A 16,893-nucleotide genomic window follows, 5' to 3' on the forward strand; every position below is an offset into this window, starting at 1 on the left:
GATGATATCTATTTTGTCTTTGTCACTAACGGAGGTTAGTGAACAAATTTTATTGATTAACGTCTTGCTTGTTCAGTTTTCAAGGTTCATATTTGCCGGTATTTCGGCAACTCATATATCCTATCATTTTCAATTTCTTTTGTCAATCATTTTATTGGAAAAGTTTTTCTGGAATTGAAAGGATTATGTATTGTTTTTTTGTCGTATGTCTTAACGACATATATTAATATAACTTATCTTTTTCAATAAATCAACTGTTTTTTTGAAATAATTTTTTTATTTTTGATTCATCAATAACAAACAGTGCAATTCCCACGATTACAATAGCTCCACCCATTACTTGAGTAACGACTAAATGTTCATTGAATACAAAATACGCAAGAATAGATGCTCCTACTGGTTCGAACAAAATAGCTATTGAAATAACATTTGCTGACACCCATTTAATTGCCCAATTAAATAAATTATGTCCTAAAAGATTAGGAACAATCGCCAATAATGCAAACCATACCCAACTCATCATTGGATATGAGCCAAATGATTCTCCCTTAAAGAGGACATAAAAGAATAATATAATAGTACTTGCTGTATATACAATGATGGTATATGTAGTAAGCGAAACCCTTTTCCTCACTTCTTGTCCAAATAACATATAACCTGTTACTAATGCACATGCAATTAGTGCTAATATATCTCCGTAAAACGCCATTCCACCAACATGAAAATCACCCCAGCTAATAAGTACGCTGCCTGCAATGGCAATCATTCCTGAAATAACTGTTTTATAAGCAATTGGTTCTTTAAAGCAAAAATATGTACCTGCAATCGCAAATAATGGTTGTAGTGTTACAAGAACCGTGGAGCTTGCTACAGATGTATAGCGTAGAGATTCAAACCATAGTATAAAATGAAACGCTAAAAAAATTCCGGCAACAATTGAAAAAATCCAGTCTTTCCTCACAATATTAAATATTTCTTCGCGAGAATACATTAAGAAAGATGGCATCATCAACAACACTGAAAACAACATCCTATAAAAAGCAACTACACCCGAGTCCGCATCCGCTAATTTCACTAATATAGCAGATGTTGAAACAGAAATAACCCCAATTAGTATTGCCACTAATGGGGGAATTTTAGGCTTATTCATTCTCCCACCCCCAAAATCATATAGCACTTTTTTAAAACAAAGTTGTACAATACGAATATGTCATTGTCTATCATTTTTGCATTATATATATTCTATCGCAAGTTAAATTTACGAAAGGAGGAGATTTTTTGCATTCTTTGGTAGAAAATTCACTTACATACGAGACAATTATAAAGCTTGGTATTGCAGCTGCTTTAAGTTTAGCTATAGGGATTGAAAGAGAGTTAAAAAGAAAGCCGATTGGATTAAAGACCAGTCTCGTCATTGCAACATTTAGTTGCCTTTTAACGATCATATCCATTCAATCTGTGCTTAACGCCAAACCAATACCTGGTATTACTGTTTCGACGGACCCTCTTCGATTAGCAGCTCAAATCGTGAGTGGAATTGGTTTTTTGGGAGCAGGTGTTATTTTTCGGAGAGACAACGATAGTATTAGTGGATTAACAACTGCAGCAATGATTTGGGGATCTGCAGGTATTGGCATCGCTGTTGGTGCAGGTTTTTACCTTCAAGCGATAGCCGCTGTCATACTTGTTCTTCTTGGTGTAGAAGTAATTGCTCCTCTCTTCTTTAAAATAGGTCCTAAACGCCTGCACACAAAAGATGTTTCCCTTTTACTCCATCTGAAAGATGCAAATGATATCCAAAATATATTAAAATATCTTCATAACAACAACATGGAAGTGGATAATATTCGTATAAAGGATATTCGATTATCGAACAATGAAATACAGCATCAAGTAAGGCTTAAATTTTCAGGATTATCAGCAAAGCTTGACACGCTTTCTCTATACAACGAAATCAAGAAACTTCCTTATACAGAAGAAATAGAAATTGAAATATTACCTTAAAGGAGTTCATCATGAAAAATATGTGGAAACTTTTGAAAAACGGAAACAAACCCTCTCTACTCGCAGCATTTGTCAACTTATTTTTAGGCATCGTGAAAGCCGTTGCTTATTTCTTTACAGGAAATGTGGCCATGTTCGCAGAAATGATGCATTCACTTGGTGATGCAGCAAACCAATTCTTTGTATACGTTGGCTCTGCTCTTTCCAAAAAGGCTCCAACGCGACAATTTCCTAAGGGATTTGGACGTGTTGTAAATTTAGTTTGTTTAGGCGCCGTATTAATTGTTGGGATCTTATCATATGAAACGGTGTTAGAAGGATGGCATCAAATCCAACATCCTGCTGAATCTTCTAAGATGTGGATCAGCTTATTAGTATTAGGTATTGGCATTGTCATGGAAGGTTCTGTTTTATTAAAAGCCTCCACAGAAATTGCCCACGATGCCGGTATGCAAGCCAACCCTATTACAGCTATTCCAAAAGCATTTACACATTTAGATAGCGCGAAACCTGCTACAAAATTAGTATTTATGGAAGACTTAGTTGCCACATCAGGCGGTGCACTCGCATTTTTAGCCGTCATCATTTCACATTTCACTGGCTTTTTGCAAGCTGAAGGAATAGCCTCTATTTTAATTGGTTTGATGATGTTCTATGTAGTTGGTGTCGTATTTTTAGAAAATGCACGTGGTGTAATTGGCGAAACAGATGAAGAAATGCTCAACCATATTGCTCATTTAGTTTTGGATGATCCGAACATCCACGATATTAAAAAGCTGGTTGTTCTGAAAGAAGGAGAATTCCTTCATGTTGAACTGATTGCTGAAATTGAACCTACATTAAGTTTTGCTTATGTAGATGATATCCGCGATCACTTAGTAGAACTTATACTTTCACAAAAAAATGTTTCAAAAGTTCACATCTCATTTGATGAGGATAATGGTATTCAAGAATGGAAACATATTAGTGACAGACCTGAGGAATTAAAATAAATAACTTTGATGCGAAGAGGGATATTTAGAACTCTTCGCATTTTTATTTTTTATGATTGAATGAATTTCAGATTTATGCCACAAACTATTTGTGGAGGTGAGATTTGATGAACGGTATACAAAGATTTGCTCTCTTTCTAACTATCATCGGAGCACTTAATTGGGGGCTTTTAGGCTTATTCCAATTTGACGTTGTGGCTACTCTATTCCGTGATGGTCAAGCTAGTTTTGGAGCAAGAGCCATTTATACAATAATAGGCCTAGCAGGGCTTATTTCTTTAGGTCTATTATTCGCACCAAATAGAACAACACGACGTGTAACGAAAAAGGATAATGTTCGTCCACTAAAAAGTGTATAGAGTGAAACTTCATATGGTGGGGGTTTCTTCATCCCCTACCGCATGAATTGAACTAATGGGAATTTTACTGGCAGTCGATCCTTACTTATCCTTCGCTTTTACTTGAGGCTTAAAGCTAAAGCAGGAGACATACTGTCCGTTAGTGTACACTAAAAAACTGGAGAACATTTATTTTGTCCTCCAGCTTTTTAAATATTAGAATTACACCCAACCTCTGAAACGCGATGCTTCAGCAGTTTTGCGTACACCTACCATATATGCAGCCAAACGCATATCCACATGACGTGTCATCGCTACATTATAAACATTATGAAAGGCTTCTATCAATTTCTTCTTCAGTTTTTCCGTTACCTCTTCTTCTGACCAATAGTAACCTTGATTGTTTTGAACCCATTCGAAGTAAGATACTGTTACACCACCAGCACTTGCCACTACGTCTGGAACCAATAAAATACCTCGTTCATGGAGAATTTTTGTTGCCTCCGTTGTAGTAGGACTATTGGCGGCTTCCACTACGATTTTGGCTTGAATACTATGTGCATTTTCTGCTGTAATCTGATTTTCAATGGCAGCTGGTACAAGAATATCACAGTCTAGCTCTAATAACTCTTGATTGGAAATGGAGTTTTCAAACAAAGTGGATACTGTACCAAAACTATCACGACGATCTAGTAAATAATCAATATCCAAACCATCTGAATCATACAATGCACCATATGCATCTGATATACCAATAACTTTTGCTCCCAAGTCATTCATAAATTTAGCTAAAAAGCTACCAGCATTACCAAACCCTTGGATAACAACTCGTGCATTTTTAATATCAATATCGCGACATTTCGCAGCTTCTTCAATAGCGATCGTAACACCTTGTGCGGTTGCACGATCACGACCTTGGGAACCGCCAAGTACGATAGGTTTTCCTGTGATAAAACCTGGTGAATTAAATTCATCAATTCGGCTATATTCATCCATCATCCAAGCCATGATTTGGGAATTAGTAAATACATCAGGAGCTGGGATATCCTTTGTAGGACCAACAATTTGACTTGTCGCTCGAACATAACCTCTACTTAAACGTTCTACCTCACCCATTGACATTTGACGTGGGTCACAAATGACACCGCCTTTACCACCACCATATGGTAAATCAACGATACCTGCTTTTAAAGTCATCCACATAGATAAAGCTTTTACTTCTTCCACTGTCACTTGAGGGTGGAAGCGAACACCTCCTTTGGTAGGACCAACAGCATCATTATGTTGTGCACGATAACCTGTAAAAATTTTCACAGAACCATTATCCATTTTTACTGGTATACGTACTTCTAACATGCGTAGTGGCTCTTTTAAAAGTTCATACATAGCTTCGTCATAGCCAAGTTTTTGAAGTGCTTCTTTTATAACAGCTTGTGTAGATGTAAACAGGTTTAGATTTTCTGCCATTTAATTTTCTCGCCTCTTTTATTCTTAATAATGGTTAACATAGTAACTATTTTGCGTTCATTGTAACATAGTTTCTATGGCTGTGTTGACTATTTCTAATTATTTTTTAAAGACTTTCCTAATTTTATCCAACGCCCAATCCAATTCTTCTTTTGAAATGACCAATGGTGGAGCAAAGCGAATAACAGATTCATGTGTTTCTTTACATAATAAACCATATTCCATCAATTTTTCACAAAATGGCCGTGCTTCTATATTTAGTTCCATCCCAATAAATAACCCACGACCACGGACCTCCTTAATCGTTTCGTTTTCAATTTTTCTTAATTCTTCAATAAAATATTGTCCTAGTTTCAACGAACGTTCGGCGAGCTTTTCATCACGTAAAACGTTTAATGACGCAATAGAAACCGCACATGCCATTGGATTACCGCCAAATGTTGAACCATGAGAACCCGGATTAAATACTCCAAGGATTTCTTTGCTAGACACTACGCATGAAATCGGGAATACGCCACCACCTAACGCTTTCCCTAAAATATACACATCAGGATTTACATCTTCCCAATCACAGGCAAACATTTTACCTGTTCTCCCAAGACCTGCTTGAATTTCGTCCGCAATGAATAATACGTTATTTTGTCGACAGAGCTCACGAGCAGCCTTTAAATATCCAGACGGTGGTATGATGATCCCCGCTTCTCCTTGAATAGGTTCAACAAGAAATGCAGCTGTATTTGGGGTAATAGCCTCTCTCAATGCTTCTAAATCGCCATAGTCAACAAGTTTGATACCTGGAAGTAGTGGTCCAAAGCCACGGCGATATTCAGGATCAGATGTCAATGAAACCGCCATCATTGTACGACCATGGAAATTTCCATTACAAGCAATTACCTCCGCTTTATCATCTTCTACACCTTTGACATCATATGCCCAGCGACGCGCCGCTTTAAATGCTGTTTCAACTGCTTCTGCACCTGTATTCATCGGTAGCACCATTTCCTTACCCGTAACTTCACACACCAATTCATACCATGGACCAAGCTGATCGCTATGAAAAGCTCTAGAAGTCAAGGTTACTCGATCCGCTTGTTCTTTTAAGGCTTGAATGATTTTAGGATGCCGATGACCTTGATTAACAGCTGAATAGGCTGATAACATATCCATATATTTATTCCCCTCTGGATCCTTTACCCAGACGCCTTCTGCTTCAGAAATAACAATCGGAAGTGGCAGATAGTTTTTGGCACCATATTTATTTGTTTGGACAATGATTTTTTCGGAACTTGTTGATAACATTTAAGCTTCCCCCTTGTGTTGTTATGAAAATAAAGTGAAACTCCATCAGTGGCCCCCACTGATGGTTAGCTGAACCAATCGGACTTTTACGGGCAGTTGTTCCCCCACCTATCTTTCTCGTTTCCCTCTAAATCTTGAGATGGGGGGTCTTACTGCCCGTTAAAGCGGGATAAAGCCCCTTTACATGACATATGAATGATCACTCTTTATGACAATATAAGATCAAGGTTTCTATTAATAAAGCAGGCAAAATGAGAAAATTCTTTGCCTGCTTTATAGTCAATCTATTAAAGTGTTTCTGCTACTGATTTAGATTGCATGTGTAATAGCAAGAAATCTGGACCACCTGCTTTAGAGCAAGTACCTGACATATTGTAACCGCCAAATGGTTGATAACCAACGATTGCTCCCGTACAACCACGATTAATATAAAGATTTCCTACAAAAAATTCTTCACGAGCTTTTTCTATGTGTTGCCGATTGGTAGAAATAACTGCCCCTGTCAAACCATACTCAGTATTATTGGCAACTTCAATAGCTTCATCAAAATCTTTAACTTTAGAAATCGCAACGATTGGGCCAAAAATTTCTTCTTGCATTAATCGTGCATTGGGTGCTACATCCACTACTACTGTTGGGTTGACGAAATAACCGACTGAATCGTCTGCAGTACCCCCTGCCACAATACGACCTTCCTCATTGGCTACTTCAAAGTAGCTTGTTACTTTTTTAAAGGCTGCTTCGTCGATAACTGTTGCCATAAAGTGATGATAATCTGTTGGATCTCCAACTGTTAATCCATTTGTCAGCTCGACTACTCGCGCTACTACTTGATCGTAAACATCCTCTACAATGACTGCACGGGAACAGGCTGAACATTTTTGACCACTAAAACCAAACGCAGATTTCACAATCGATTGAGCTGCTAATTCAAGATCTGCTTCTTTATCCACAACGATTGTATCTTTTCCCCCCATCTCAGCGATTACACGTTTAATCCAAAGTTGGCCTTTGTTTTGAACGGCTGCACGCTGATTGATGCGAAGTCCCACGTCACGAGAACCCGTAAAACTTACAAAACGGGTACGCGGATGATCGACCAAATAGTCCCCGACTTCCGCTCCTGAACCCGGTATGTAGTTTACAACTCCAGCCGGAAGTCCTGCTTCCTCTAGAATTTCTATAAATTTATAGGCGATGATTGGTGTTGTAGAGGCGGGTTTCAGTAATACTGTATTTCCTGTGACAACCGCTGCAACTGTTGTACCTGCCATAATCGCGAATGGGAAATTCCAAGGGGAAATAACAACACCAACACCTAGAGAGATATATCCAAATTGATTGTTCTCACCAGGACGACTTTGAACAGCTTTGCCATCCTTCAATTCAAGCATTTGTCGGCCATAGTATTCCATAAAATCAATGGCTTCCGCTGTATCTGCATCTGCTTCTACCCATGGTTTGCCCGCTTCAATCGTCATCAGTGCTGACATTTCATGACGACGCCTTTTTGTAATAGCAGCCGCTTTGAAAAGAATATCCGCACGCACTTCAGGCTTTACCTTACTCCACGTTTTAAATGTTTCATCAGCAGTCTTCATTGCTTTTTCAGCCAGTTCTTGGTTTGCTTTTGACACATTCCCTACAACCTCCGTTTTCTTAGCTGGATTGTAGGATACTATCTTATCTTTTGTTAAAATACGTTCTCCGCCAATAATCAATGGATAATCTTTGCCAAGCTCACTTTGTACTTCTTCTAAAGCCTCTTGGTATGCTTGACGATTTTCCCCCTTTGAAAAATCTGTTAATGGTTCTGTTGTATACGGAATCATTTCATATCCTCCCTTGTGATTGAAGTGCAAAAAATATTTGCATTTCTATATTGATTACACCTATAATAATGCAAAAGATCATTGCATTTTTCAAGTACAATTATCAAAAAAATCTAAAAATTTTTCAGGTGATATAAATGAAAGGGAATAAAGAAAATTTATTACCGTTTTATAAATTCGCAACTGAACACGCTTCCGTTGGCATACATGCAGTGGATAAAAGTGGTAATACTATTATCTATAATGAGAAAATGATGGAGATCGAAGGGCTTTATCTCACAGATATACGTGATCGCTCGATTGTAGAACTTTTCCAATTTGAAAAAGAAGATAGCACACTGCTTAAAGTATTACAAACAAAGAAACCCATCCAAAATATCAAACAAACATATTGGAATCAAAACGGGCAAGAAATTACGACCATCAATGATACGTTTCCCATCATAGAAAAGAATGAGCTGATTGGTGCGATCGAAATTGCCCGAGATATTACAACATTAGAAAAACTCATGTATCAACCGCTGAGACGTTATGGTGAGTCGATTACATTCAATGTCATCACTGCAGTTTCTGAACCTATGCGCAAAGTAATTGAAACCGCCAAAAAAGCCGCTATTACTAAACTTCCTGTCTTGCTGATTGGTGAGTCAGGTACTGGTAAGGATTTAATCGCAGAAGCCATACATCATTCCGCAACTCCCGCCACAGAAAACTATATGACGTTTTTTTGTCATAAATCAGATGGATCGACAGTTGAGCGATTAAAAAAACACTTACACACAAATGACAGGAGCACAATCTTTTGCGAACGCATTGAATATTTGTCACTTGAACTACAAAAAGAATGTTTGAGATTGCTCGAAGAACATCGACAAGATTCACATCTCTTTATCGCAAGTATCGGCGGAGATCCTATTGACTTGATTGCATCTGGAGAATTATTAAAAGAGCTGTATTATTTCTTTGCAGCGGTTTCGATCAATGTTCCGCCACTACGTGAACGAAAAGAGGATATTCAGCCATTCGTTGCTGATTATTTAAAACGCTATGAAAAACGCTTTGGTGTAAAGTTAAAAGGAATGTCAAAAGAAGTGGAACAGCTGTTTATGAGCTATGATTGGCCTGGAAATTTAAAGGAGTTAGAAATTTTACTGGACGATGTGATGGCTTTAGTAACAAATGAAGAGGAAATTACTGATGAGCTATTACCAATCCATTTCAAATGGAAGTTGCAAGCATATGATGCTTCTGCAAAAAAAACTGATTCTTTTATCTTTCAAAATGATAAAGAGCTTTTGCCACTTGATGGTTATTTAAGGAGAGCGGAAGAATATTATTTAAATAAAGTGCTTAATATGTATCATCATAATATTACGAAAGCTGCGGAAGCGCTTGGTATGAGCCGACAAAATTTACAATACCGTATTCGAAAAATGAAAAAATAGTTTGTTGAATGAGCATTTAGGCTTTATAGGCAGTCGTTCCCCCACTTATTCGTCTTTACCTTTTATCTAGGCCTTGAAGTGAGCTCTTACTACCTATTAATGCAAGATAAAACGTTTGTTTACAACCTAATTGTCCCTACATCTCAGCATGAAATTAGAGAAGCCTACAAACAAAAACTATTTCGTCAAAGTGAGCGAAATAGCTTTTGTTTTACTTAATACCAGATTCTTCGATCCAATCACGTAGCTTGACTTTCAGTGAATTAAAACCTACTGAATCCTTTTCATCTACACGATCTTGAAGTGATTTACGAGGCTGTTGTAAATCTTTTCTTTTCATCGGCGGACGTTCTTGCAATGCACGGATTGATAAACTAATTTTTTGGGCATCTGCGTCTACTTCAAGCACCTTTACTTGAACTACATCGCCGACATTCAAAAAATCAGTAATGTTCTTTACAAAGCCGTACGTGATTTCAGATATATGCACAAGACCTTGTGTCGTTTCATCTAATGCGACAAATGCGCCATATGGCTGGATACCAGTAACTTTTCCTGTAAGCACATCTCCTACTTCATATTTTTTTGCCATTTTGCCCTTCCTACTTTCCGTTACTTCTATATACGCTTTTTCACGTAAATTATAGCATAGTCCTAAAACTCGGGCAAAAAATCACTGGTCAAAAAGTTATTTTTCCTAAAATATTTCATGATTTTGATACGGCAAAAATATATGATCATTTTTTGAATAAATAATATAAATATTCTTACTTCTTTAAAGAATACATAATTTTCTGCTTCAAAACATGCTATAATATAAAAACACATCGATAAATCAATTTCATAAATACTTTTTGATTAAAAATACGAACGTTTTTACTTTTTACGTACATTAGCATTCGGAATAACATCAAATTTTACATTATGAAATTGATTCAAATACGTAAATTTGAAGGGGTGCTTTATATATGATGAAAGAGAATCTTCATACTCAACTAAGTATGTTACGAAAAGAACGTAATCTTACTTTAGATGAACTGTCTTTAAAAGCTCGAGTAGGTGTTGAAAAATTGGCTCGATATGAATCTGGTGAAGATATACCTTCAGAACAAACATTATTAAAGCTTTCAAATGCCCTTGAGGTGCCAGTTTCTAATTTGTTAGATGGCATACCCAAACATGAATAAAAAAGAGCATGCTGTGTCCTAAAAGATGTTACTTTGAAATCTTTTAGGGCACTTTTTTTGTTGCGTAGGATTTGCTTTCTATAGAATACTGCTATTTCCAAACAGGAACTTGAGAAGTGAAAGGCGACAGCTTCTGTTGAAAAAAGCAAGTACATCGAGAGAACTCCTGCTAATTACTAATTCTTTCAAATCCGATTCAATCGTATCTCTCTTCCTTTATTACAATATACATTTTGCCTCGAATTTGATTGCTAATAGTTTGTAAGATATATCGATACATTTCTCAATTGGAATCCATTGTTCAAATGATTGTTCATAAATATTTTGGATGACTTTTCCTAGTTCTGAAGGATCATCGATATATTGTAATGCCGCCACAACATCCGCTGCCTCTGTATCATATGTAAAATCAGTCATTTCAAAAGGATTCCAATCTTCTAAAGTGTGTATGGCTTTTCTATTCATTTCAATACTTCTCATTCATTTTCACCTTATTGCTTTCCTATTATAATCGTTATGATAACATAATTGATAAAAAAGGAAAGAGGGATATGCTTGAACAACTTCGATCATGTAGAAAATAGAGTACAAACCAATTCTATCAAATGGGATAAAATCTCTTCTGCTTTTCACTTAAAAGAGGCAACAGATATACTCCCAATGTGGGTTGCCGATATGGATTTTTCAGCTCCTGAAGTTCTCATCGATTCGCTCAAAAAACGCCTGGAACACCCTGTATTTGGCTATTCTTTTGCAAGCGAGTCTTGTACAAAAGCTTTTACAAATTGGGTAGAAAAACGTCATGGTCTGCATGTCGAACCTAAATGGGTTTTATACCATCAAGGTGTTGTACCAGCTATAGCTTCCATTATTGAAACCTTTACAGAAGAAGGGGACGCAGTGCTTGTTGCACCGCCCATTTATCCTCCCTTATTTATGGTTCCCCAAAAATTAAAGCGTATTGTGAAAGAATGCCCTTTACTCGAAAAAGAAGGTATTTATTCTTTTGATTTTGAAAACTTTGATGCCCTAACAAAAGATGAAAATGTGAAACTATTCATCCTATGTCATCCACATAATCCTGGTGGCATTGATTGGTCAGTAGATGTTCTCCAAAAAATTGTCCAAATATGTGTGAAAAACGATGTTCTGATAGTATCTGATGAAATTCATGCAGATCTAATGATAGATGGACATAAACATACGCCGCTTGTAAAAATAGCTGGAGATTTTCAAGATCACATCATTACTTGTATGGCTCCTACAAAAACATTCAATATTGCAGGTATTCAAGCAGCTATGATGATTGTGCCAGACAACAAAAAACGATTGCAATTGAAAAGAAATGCCAATATGCATGCGGCACTTGGGTTATCCGTTTTCGCTATCACAGCCATTGAAGCCGTCTATTCGTCTAAAGGTGAGGAATGGCTAGATGAGCTATTGCCATATATCTCATCTAATATGGACCTAGTTATTCATCGACTGACTACATCGATTCCCGGCATTAAAATCCATAAGCCTCAAGCCACTTATCTATTATGGATTGACTATAGGGATACAGGATTGAAGGAGGAAGAAGTAATGGATCGGTTACTCACTATAGGAAAATTAGCGCTTGAATCTGGAACAAAATACGGAGAGCAAGGCAGAGGATTTTTACGTATGAATGTAGCTTGCGCACGTTCAATAGTTGAAGATGGCATAAATCGTTTTATCAAAGCCTTCAAAAATTGATAGATGATATTTTTATTCAAATCAATTTAAATGATATCCAACAAAACTTGAGGGGTGTGTGACAGGCGCTGATACTCAAAAATGCAATCGCACTTTCTTCATACGAATTTTCGTTTCGCATGAAGCAGCAGTATATTCTCCACTTCAAAACTGTAGTTAAAAGGAAGGGAATAAAGAGCGATCAACGGCCTATAGTTCTACTAACACATAATGCCAAATGAAAAACCCTACCCTACTCTGAAAAGTGTTACTTTATCTGCTTTTAAACAAAAAAGAAATTCTCGCCTTCTAAACAAGGAGGCAAGAATTTCAAAACAGCTACTTATGCAAAGATTGTTTTTCCTTTAAAATTTTTTCTTCTAATTCTTTCGTTTTCTCTAAATCTTTTCTCGCTTTTCTTCTAAAAAAATTAAAAACAAGGATACATAAAACGAGGATAATCGCCATTTCAATTGCTGCTGGAATATACTCTGATTTATCATCGGGAAAATATAGGAATTCGTTTAAAATCCAAAGATTCATGGTTCATACGTCTCCTTATTATTTTTCAATAACTTTAATTGCTTCAATCACTACATCTTCAAGTGGTTTGTCTTGGAAATTTTTTTCAACATTAGCGATTTCATCAACAACATTCAAACCTTCAACTACTTGACCAAATACAGTGTGTTTTCCATCTAACCATGGAGTGCCACCATGTTCTTTATAAGCATCGATAACTTCTTGTGGGAAACCAGCATCTTGCATTTGTCCAATCATATTGGCAGGAATTTCAGCCATTTGAACAATAAAGAATTGACTACCATTTGTATTTGGTCCGGCATTTGCCATTGAAAGTGCACCGCGAAGATTCATCAATTCAGGGGCAAATTCATCTTCAAAAGAATGTCCATAGATACTTTCGCCACCCATACCTGTACCAGTAGGATCGCCGCCTTGGATCATAAAATCTTTAATAACACGATGGAAGATGATTCCTTCATAATAACCGTTTTTCGCATGTGTTAAAAAATTCTCAACTGTTTTTGGCGCTTGTTCAGGGAACAATTTAATTTTGATAGGACCCAATGTGGTCGTCATTTCTACTAATACTTCATTGTCTGCTACTTCATTGGATAATTGTGGATACATTATTGCATCTCCTTTAAAATAATAATTTTATTCCGCATTTAACGGATTAGAAGAACTCATTCAAGATTCTACTAAAACTAGACAAATAATGGGCATCATCCGATTGGAAAGATCCGATTGGTTCATCTAGCATGTAGCGGAAGATAAAGAATCTTCCGCTATGTGAAGTTTCAAGTTACTGTGAAAAGTGATGCTATCGTCTTCTAGCGTTATGAGTATTACGAATATATTCTTTTCTTAACTATAACATACCGTCCTAGTCTAACATAAAGGACCATATTTTTCATTTACAAGACATACATGATGTACATTTCAATAACACTAGTACGCTAGTATATATCATAAAACAATACACAGGATGTCCACCATTCTATTATACATTGAAATGGGTAGCTCATTTTTGAAAAAGTTATGGCAAAATAGAGCATACTAAAGAATTCATACTGTTTTTAAAAGAAAAACCCTTAATTCTCTTAAAATCTTCCTTTGCTCTCACTCTCCTGATAAAAATGTGCTATTCTGTTAGTTGATAGTGTCATTATCTATACATAGAACTAAAGAGGAGGATATTTTTGAGAAAAGTAGTAGGCAGCCTTATCATAATTTGTAGTCTTCCTCTGCTATTTTTTCTTTTTGAAAAAATTTCAACTGAATTACAAACGGCTAAAGCCTTTGAAAAACAATTTACAGCCAATGTTCAATTAGATGATCCTAATGTGATGGTCCCTACTATTCTTAGGGATCGCCATCAAAAAGTCTTTTCGGAAGAATACACTGAATGGAGAAAACCTTTACAACTCGCTGATATTCCTAAATTTGCGCAGCAACTATTTATTTACAGTGAGGATGAAGACTTTTATCAACATATAGGTTTTGATTTATCCGCCATCGTTCGAGCCTTCATGGCAAATAATGCAAGTGGAGTATCTTCACAAGGTGGTAGTACAATTACCCAACAACTTGTTCGTATGCGGTATCTATCTACAGAAAAAACCTATGAACGCAAAATGCTTGAGATCTTCTACTCTTATGAACTGGAACGCAAAACGACCAAAGATGAAATTTTAAATATGTATTTAAACGAAATGTATTTTAGTAATGGTACCTATGGGATAAACGGTGCTGCAACCTATTATTTCAATAAACCCGTTTTCCAATTATCTAAAGCACAGATGGCATTTATAGCAGCTATTCCTAATAACCCATCACTTTATGATCCATTAAGACATTTCAAGTATACAAAAAAAAGGCAAGAACGTTTAATTGATAAATTAGTAGAAAAAAATGTTTTATCTAAAAGTGAAGCTGATAAAATTAAAAAAGAAAAAATTATCATCAAATTGAAGAAGAAAAAGCAATTGTATCCCGCTTATAGCACATATGTGATGAATGAATTTCGTTCACTTATCGCAACAAAAGAAGGCTATCAAAGCCGGTTACGATCTGCTAAAACAGCAAAACAAAAAAAAGCTATCCAAGCAAAATTTGCTAAACGTATCAATCAATTATTGAGGCAAGGCCTAACCATTGAAACGGCATTATCGCCAACAAAACAGGCCGCTGACAAAGCGAATATCGATCAGATTTTGACAAACAGAGGGAAATTACAAGCCTCTGCTGTTGTGATTGATAACAGCAAACGAGAAATCATTAGTATATACGCTGGGAAAGGCTATCAAAAATATGATTATAACCGTGCTTTCCAGGGTTATCGTCAACCTGGTTCAGCCTTTAAGCCTTTAATAGATTATGCCCCTTACTTCGAAGAAACGAATGCCACCCCCCAAACATATGTGAGTGGTGCACCTTTCTGTAAGGGAAACTATTGTCCGGAAAACTATAAAGGTCAAATCATTGGAAATGTAACCATCCAACAGGGTTTCCGCAACAGTTATAACACAGTAGCCATGAGATTGTTCGATCATATTGGGATAAACAAGGCGTTTTCTTACTTAAAGCCATTTCAATTTGATGCATTAACTAAACAGGATCGTACCTATTCTGCAGCAATTGGCGGATTGACTCATGGGGTTACAACAGCTGAATTAGCTGATGCTTATACAAGTTTTATCGATGGCGATTATTCCCCCGCCCATACAATACGCAGTGTAAAAGATAGCCATGGAAATGTCCTTTATAAATGGGGAAAGCAGTCTCGACAAGTTTGGTCCACCAGTACTGTGTCGCAGATCCGCTTCTTAATGTCTGATGTTGTTCAGCATGGTACAGGTGTCGGCATACATATTAATGCCCCTTACGTTGGTGCCAAAACAGGAACAACAAATGATTACCGTGATTACTGGCTTGCAGGTTTAACCAATCGTTATACCGCTGCTGTATGGATCGGTTTTGACCGACCACAAAACATGGAAAGTCTTGAAGATGCCAAGATCCATCATCGTATTTTTTCAAGTATTATGAACAACTAAACGAACAGGTCATATGAAAATAAAGTGAAGCTTCCATCAGTGGGGGGGTTTCTTCATCCCCCTACTGAGCTAGAGGAACTCAGGTTAAAAGCGTCACGTCCTGTGGCAACACCTGAGTAACCAACATCTTGTTGGCCCGAACCAATCGGACTTTTACGGACAGTTGATCCCACCTATCTTTCTCGTTTTTCTCTAACCTTGATGTTGGGGGTCTTACTGCCCGTTAAAGCGGGATAAAAATAGTATGCTAGGGATATCCCCGGCATACTATTTTTGATATGCAGGTAAAATTGGAGAGAGGATCATGTACATTCCGCCCTGCATCAACAAATCGCATGAAACTTTTACTAAATCTGTGTAAAAAACCTTTTCAAGTATGGGCGCAATCGCTTATGAAAGTTTATTTTGAAAACGGTAAGCTGGAGACAATCCCATTATACAGTTTAAATACGACATAAATGATCAATGTTAAAAGGACAAACCATATGACAATTTCAAATAGCATCACACCAACCGTAGCACCTAATGTCATGTAATTACTCAGCTTATAAATAACATATACAAAATAAATAAACGTCGTAGCCATAAAAATAGCGAGCAAGATCCAAAACGATTGAATCCCCGCCGCTGAGGCTAATGCCCCGAAGAAAAAGATGACATTCCCACCGCGTGCCTCATGTACTGTTTTTCCATCTAAATCTTTTGAGAAAAAAAGCATCGCCAGTTCATGAATGGTCTCTCCGATCAATTTCAATGCTGAGAATAGCATGAAATAACATAATGCAAAGATAATTAATAAAAAGATTCGCATTTGTATTTCAGATAAAAATTCTCGCATTCCCGAATATACGCCAATAGATTTGAATAGTTCAATAGATTCTGTCACCGTATATAAGCCAAACGTTAAACTAAACAAAATAATTGTGATTAATGGCAAATATCCGTAGATATATGGATTTTTCATTACTAAAATTCCTCTTTTTTAATAGTATTTCCTATTACATAATAGCTAAAAACAATGCTCACTATCAA

Annotated in this window: 16 protein-coding genes; 7 read left to right on the top strand and 9 right to left on the bottom strand. The window is 36.7% G+C overall.

All coding sequences use genetic code 11. The features are described 5' to 3' along the window. Positions 1 to 250: 250 nt before the first annotated feature. Complete coding sequence (locus tag FEU33_RS17130) at positions 251 to 1,150, bottom strand: DMT family transporter (RefSeq protein WP_146550707.1); 900 nt, start codon at positions 1,148 to 1,150, stop codon at positions 251 to 253. 128 nt (positions 1,151 to 1,278) lie between these two features. Between FEU33_RS17130 and FEU33_RS17135 the strand changes: the two genes are divergently transcribed. The 3 genes from FEU33_RS17135 to FEU33_RS17145 all read left to right on the top strand — a co-directional run bounded on the left by FEU33_RS17135 (position 1,279) and on the right by FEU33_RS17145 (position 3,355). Then, positions 1,279 to 2,004 carry an MgtC/SapB family protein gene (locus FEU33_RS17135; protein ID WP_146550708.1) on the top strand — a complete coding sequence of 242 codons (726 nt, stop codon included), beginning with the start codon at positions 1,279 to 1,281 and terminating at the stop codon, positions 2,002 to 2,004. 11 nt (positions 2,005 to 2,015) lie between these two features. Beyond that, entirely contained in the window at positions 2,016 to 2,996 is a 981-nt protein-coding gene (locus tag FEU33_RS17140; RefSeq protein WP_146550709.1) for a cation diffusion facilitator family transporter, read from the top strand. Between the two features lie 107 nt (positions 2,997 to 3,103). Next, positions 3,104 to 3,355 carry a DUF378 domain-containing protein gene (locus FEU33_RS17145; RefSeq protein WP_146550710.1) on the top strand — a complete coding sequence of 84 codons (252 nt, stop codon included), beginning with the start codon at positions 3,104 to 3,106 and terminating at the stop codon, positions 3,353 to 3,355. Between the two features lie 201 nt (positions 3,356 to 3,556). Here FEU33_RS17145 and FEU33_RS17150 read toward each other — a convergent pair whose 3' ends face one another. The 3 genes from FEU33_RS17150 to pruA all read right to left on the bottom strand — a co-directional run bounded on the left by FEU33_RS17150 (position 3,557) and on the right by pruA (position 7,932). Beyond that, positions 3,557 to 4,801, bottom strand: a complete 1,245-nt coding sequence (locus FEU33_RS17150; protein ID WP_146550711.1) for a Glu/Leu/Phe/Val family dehydrogenase — start codon at positions 4,799 to 4,801, stop codon at positions 3,557 to 3,559. A 99-nt stretch (positions 4,802 to 4,900) separates the two neighbouring features. Then, positions 4,901 to 6,100, bottom strand: a complete 1,200-nt coding sequence (locus FEU33_RS17155) for an ornithine--oxo-acid transaminase (protein WP_146550712.1) — start codon at positions 6,098 to 6,100, stop codon at positions 4,901 to 4,903. A gap of 287 nt (positions 6,101 to 6,387) precedes the next feature. Continuing rightward, positions 6,388 to 7,932 (bottom strand): L-glutamate gamma-semialdehyde dehydrogenase, encoded by a 1,545-nt coding sequence (gene pruA / locus FEU33_RS17160; protein WP_146550713.1) that lies wholly within the window; start codon positions 7,930 to 7,932, stop codon positions 6,388 to 6,390. Positions 7,933 to 8,069: 137 nt separating this feature from the next. Here pruA and FEU33_RS17165 point away from each other — a divergent pair, with 137 nt between their 5' ends. After that, the gene (locus tag FEU33_RS17165; RefSeq protein ID WP_146550714.1) at positions 8,070 to 9,377 is read left to right on the top strand and encodes an AAA-type ATPase lid domain-containing protein; all 1,308 of its coding nucleotides are present in this window, start codon (positions 8,070 to 8,072) and stop codon (positions 9,375 to 9,377) included. 211 nt (positions 9,378 to 9,588) lie between these two features. On the opposite strand, the gene yugI is transcribed toward FEU33_RS17165, so the two are convergent. Then, entirely contained in the window at positions 9,589 to 9,969 is a 381-nt protein-coding gene (gene yugI / locus FEU33_RS17170) for a S1 domain-containing post-transcriptional regulator GSP13 (RefSeq protein ID WP_146550715.1), read from the bottom strand. Between the two features lie 376 nt (positions 9,970 to 10,345). Here yugI and FEU33_RS17175 point away from each other — a divergent pair, with 376 nt between their 5' ends. Next, complete coding sequence (locus tag FEU33_RS17175; RefSeq protein WP_312753343.1) at positions 10,346 to 10,564, top strand: helix-turn-helix domain-containing protein; 219 nt, start codon at positions 10,346 to 10,348, stop codon at positions 10,562 to 10,564. Between the two features lie 219 nt (positions 10,565 to 10,783). Here FEU33_RS17175 and FEU33_RS17180 read toward each other — a convergent pair whose 3' ends face one another. Continuing rightward, positions 10,784 to 11,044: a DUF1871 family protein gene (locus FEU33_RS17180; RefSeq protein WP_146550716.1), complete on the bottom strand. Its 261-nt coding sequence runs from the start codon at positions 11,042 to 11,044 to the stop codon at positions 10,784 to 10,786. A gap of 75 nt (positions 11,045 to 11,119) precedes the next feature. Between FEU33_RS17180 and FEU33_RS17185 the strand changes: the two genes are divergently transcribed. Next, on the top strand, positions 11,120 to 12,301 hold the full coding sequence (locus FEU33_RS17185; protein ID WP_146550717.1) for a MalY/PatB family protein: 1,182 nt from the start codon (positions 11,120 to 11,122) through the stop codon (positions 12,299 to 12,301). A 318-nt stretch (positions 12,302 to 12,619) separates the two neighbouring features. On the opposite strand, the gene FEU33_RS17190 is transcribed toward FEU33_RS17185, so the two are convergent. Further along, positions 12,620 to 12,823, bottom strand: a complete 204-nt coding sequence (locus FEU33_RS17190; protein WP_146550718.1) for a hypothetical protein — start codon at positions 12,821 to 12,823, stop codon at positions 12,620 to 12,622. Between the two features lie 18 nt (positions 12,824 to 12,841). Beyond that, positions 12,842 to 13,432 (bottom strand): peptidylprolyl isomerase, encoded by a 591-nt coding sequence (locus FEU33_RS17195; RefSeq protein ID WP_146550719.1) that lies wholly within the window; start codon positions 13,430 to 13,432, stop codon positions 12,842 to 12,844. A gap of 572 nt (positions 13,433 to 14,004) precedes the next feature. On the opposite strand from FEU33_RS17195, the gene FEU33_RS17200 reads away from it, so the two are divergent. Beyond that, the gene (locus FEU33_RS17200; RefSeq protein WP_146550720.1) at positions 14,005 to 15,861 is read left to right on the top strand and encodes a transglycosylase domain-containing protein; all 1,857 of its coding nucleotides are present in this window, start codon (positions 14,005 to 14,007) and stop codon (positions 15,859 to 15,861) included. Between the two features lie 400 nt (positions 15,862 to 16,261). On the opposite strand, the gene FEU33_RS17205 is transcribed toward FEU33_RS17200, so the two are convergent. Beyond that, positions 16,262 to 16,825, bottom strand: a complete 564-nt coding sequence (locus tag FEU33_RS17205) for a YufK family protein (RefSeq protein WP_146550721.1) — start codon at positions 16,823 to 16,825, stop codon at positions 16,262 to 16,264. Positions 16,826 to 16,893 lie beyond the last annotated feature (68 nt).

Origin of the sequence: Rummeliibacillus suwonensis, assembly GCF_007896435.1 — a bacterium.
GTDB classification, from domain to species: domain Bacteria; phylum Bacillota; class Bacilli; order Bacillales_A; family Planococcaceae; genus Rummeliibacillus; species Rummeliibacillus suwonensis.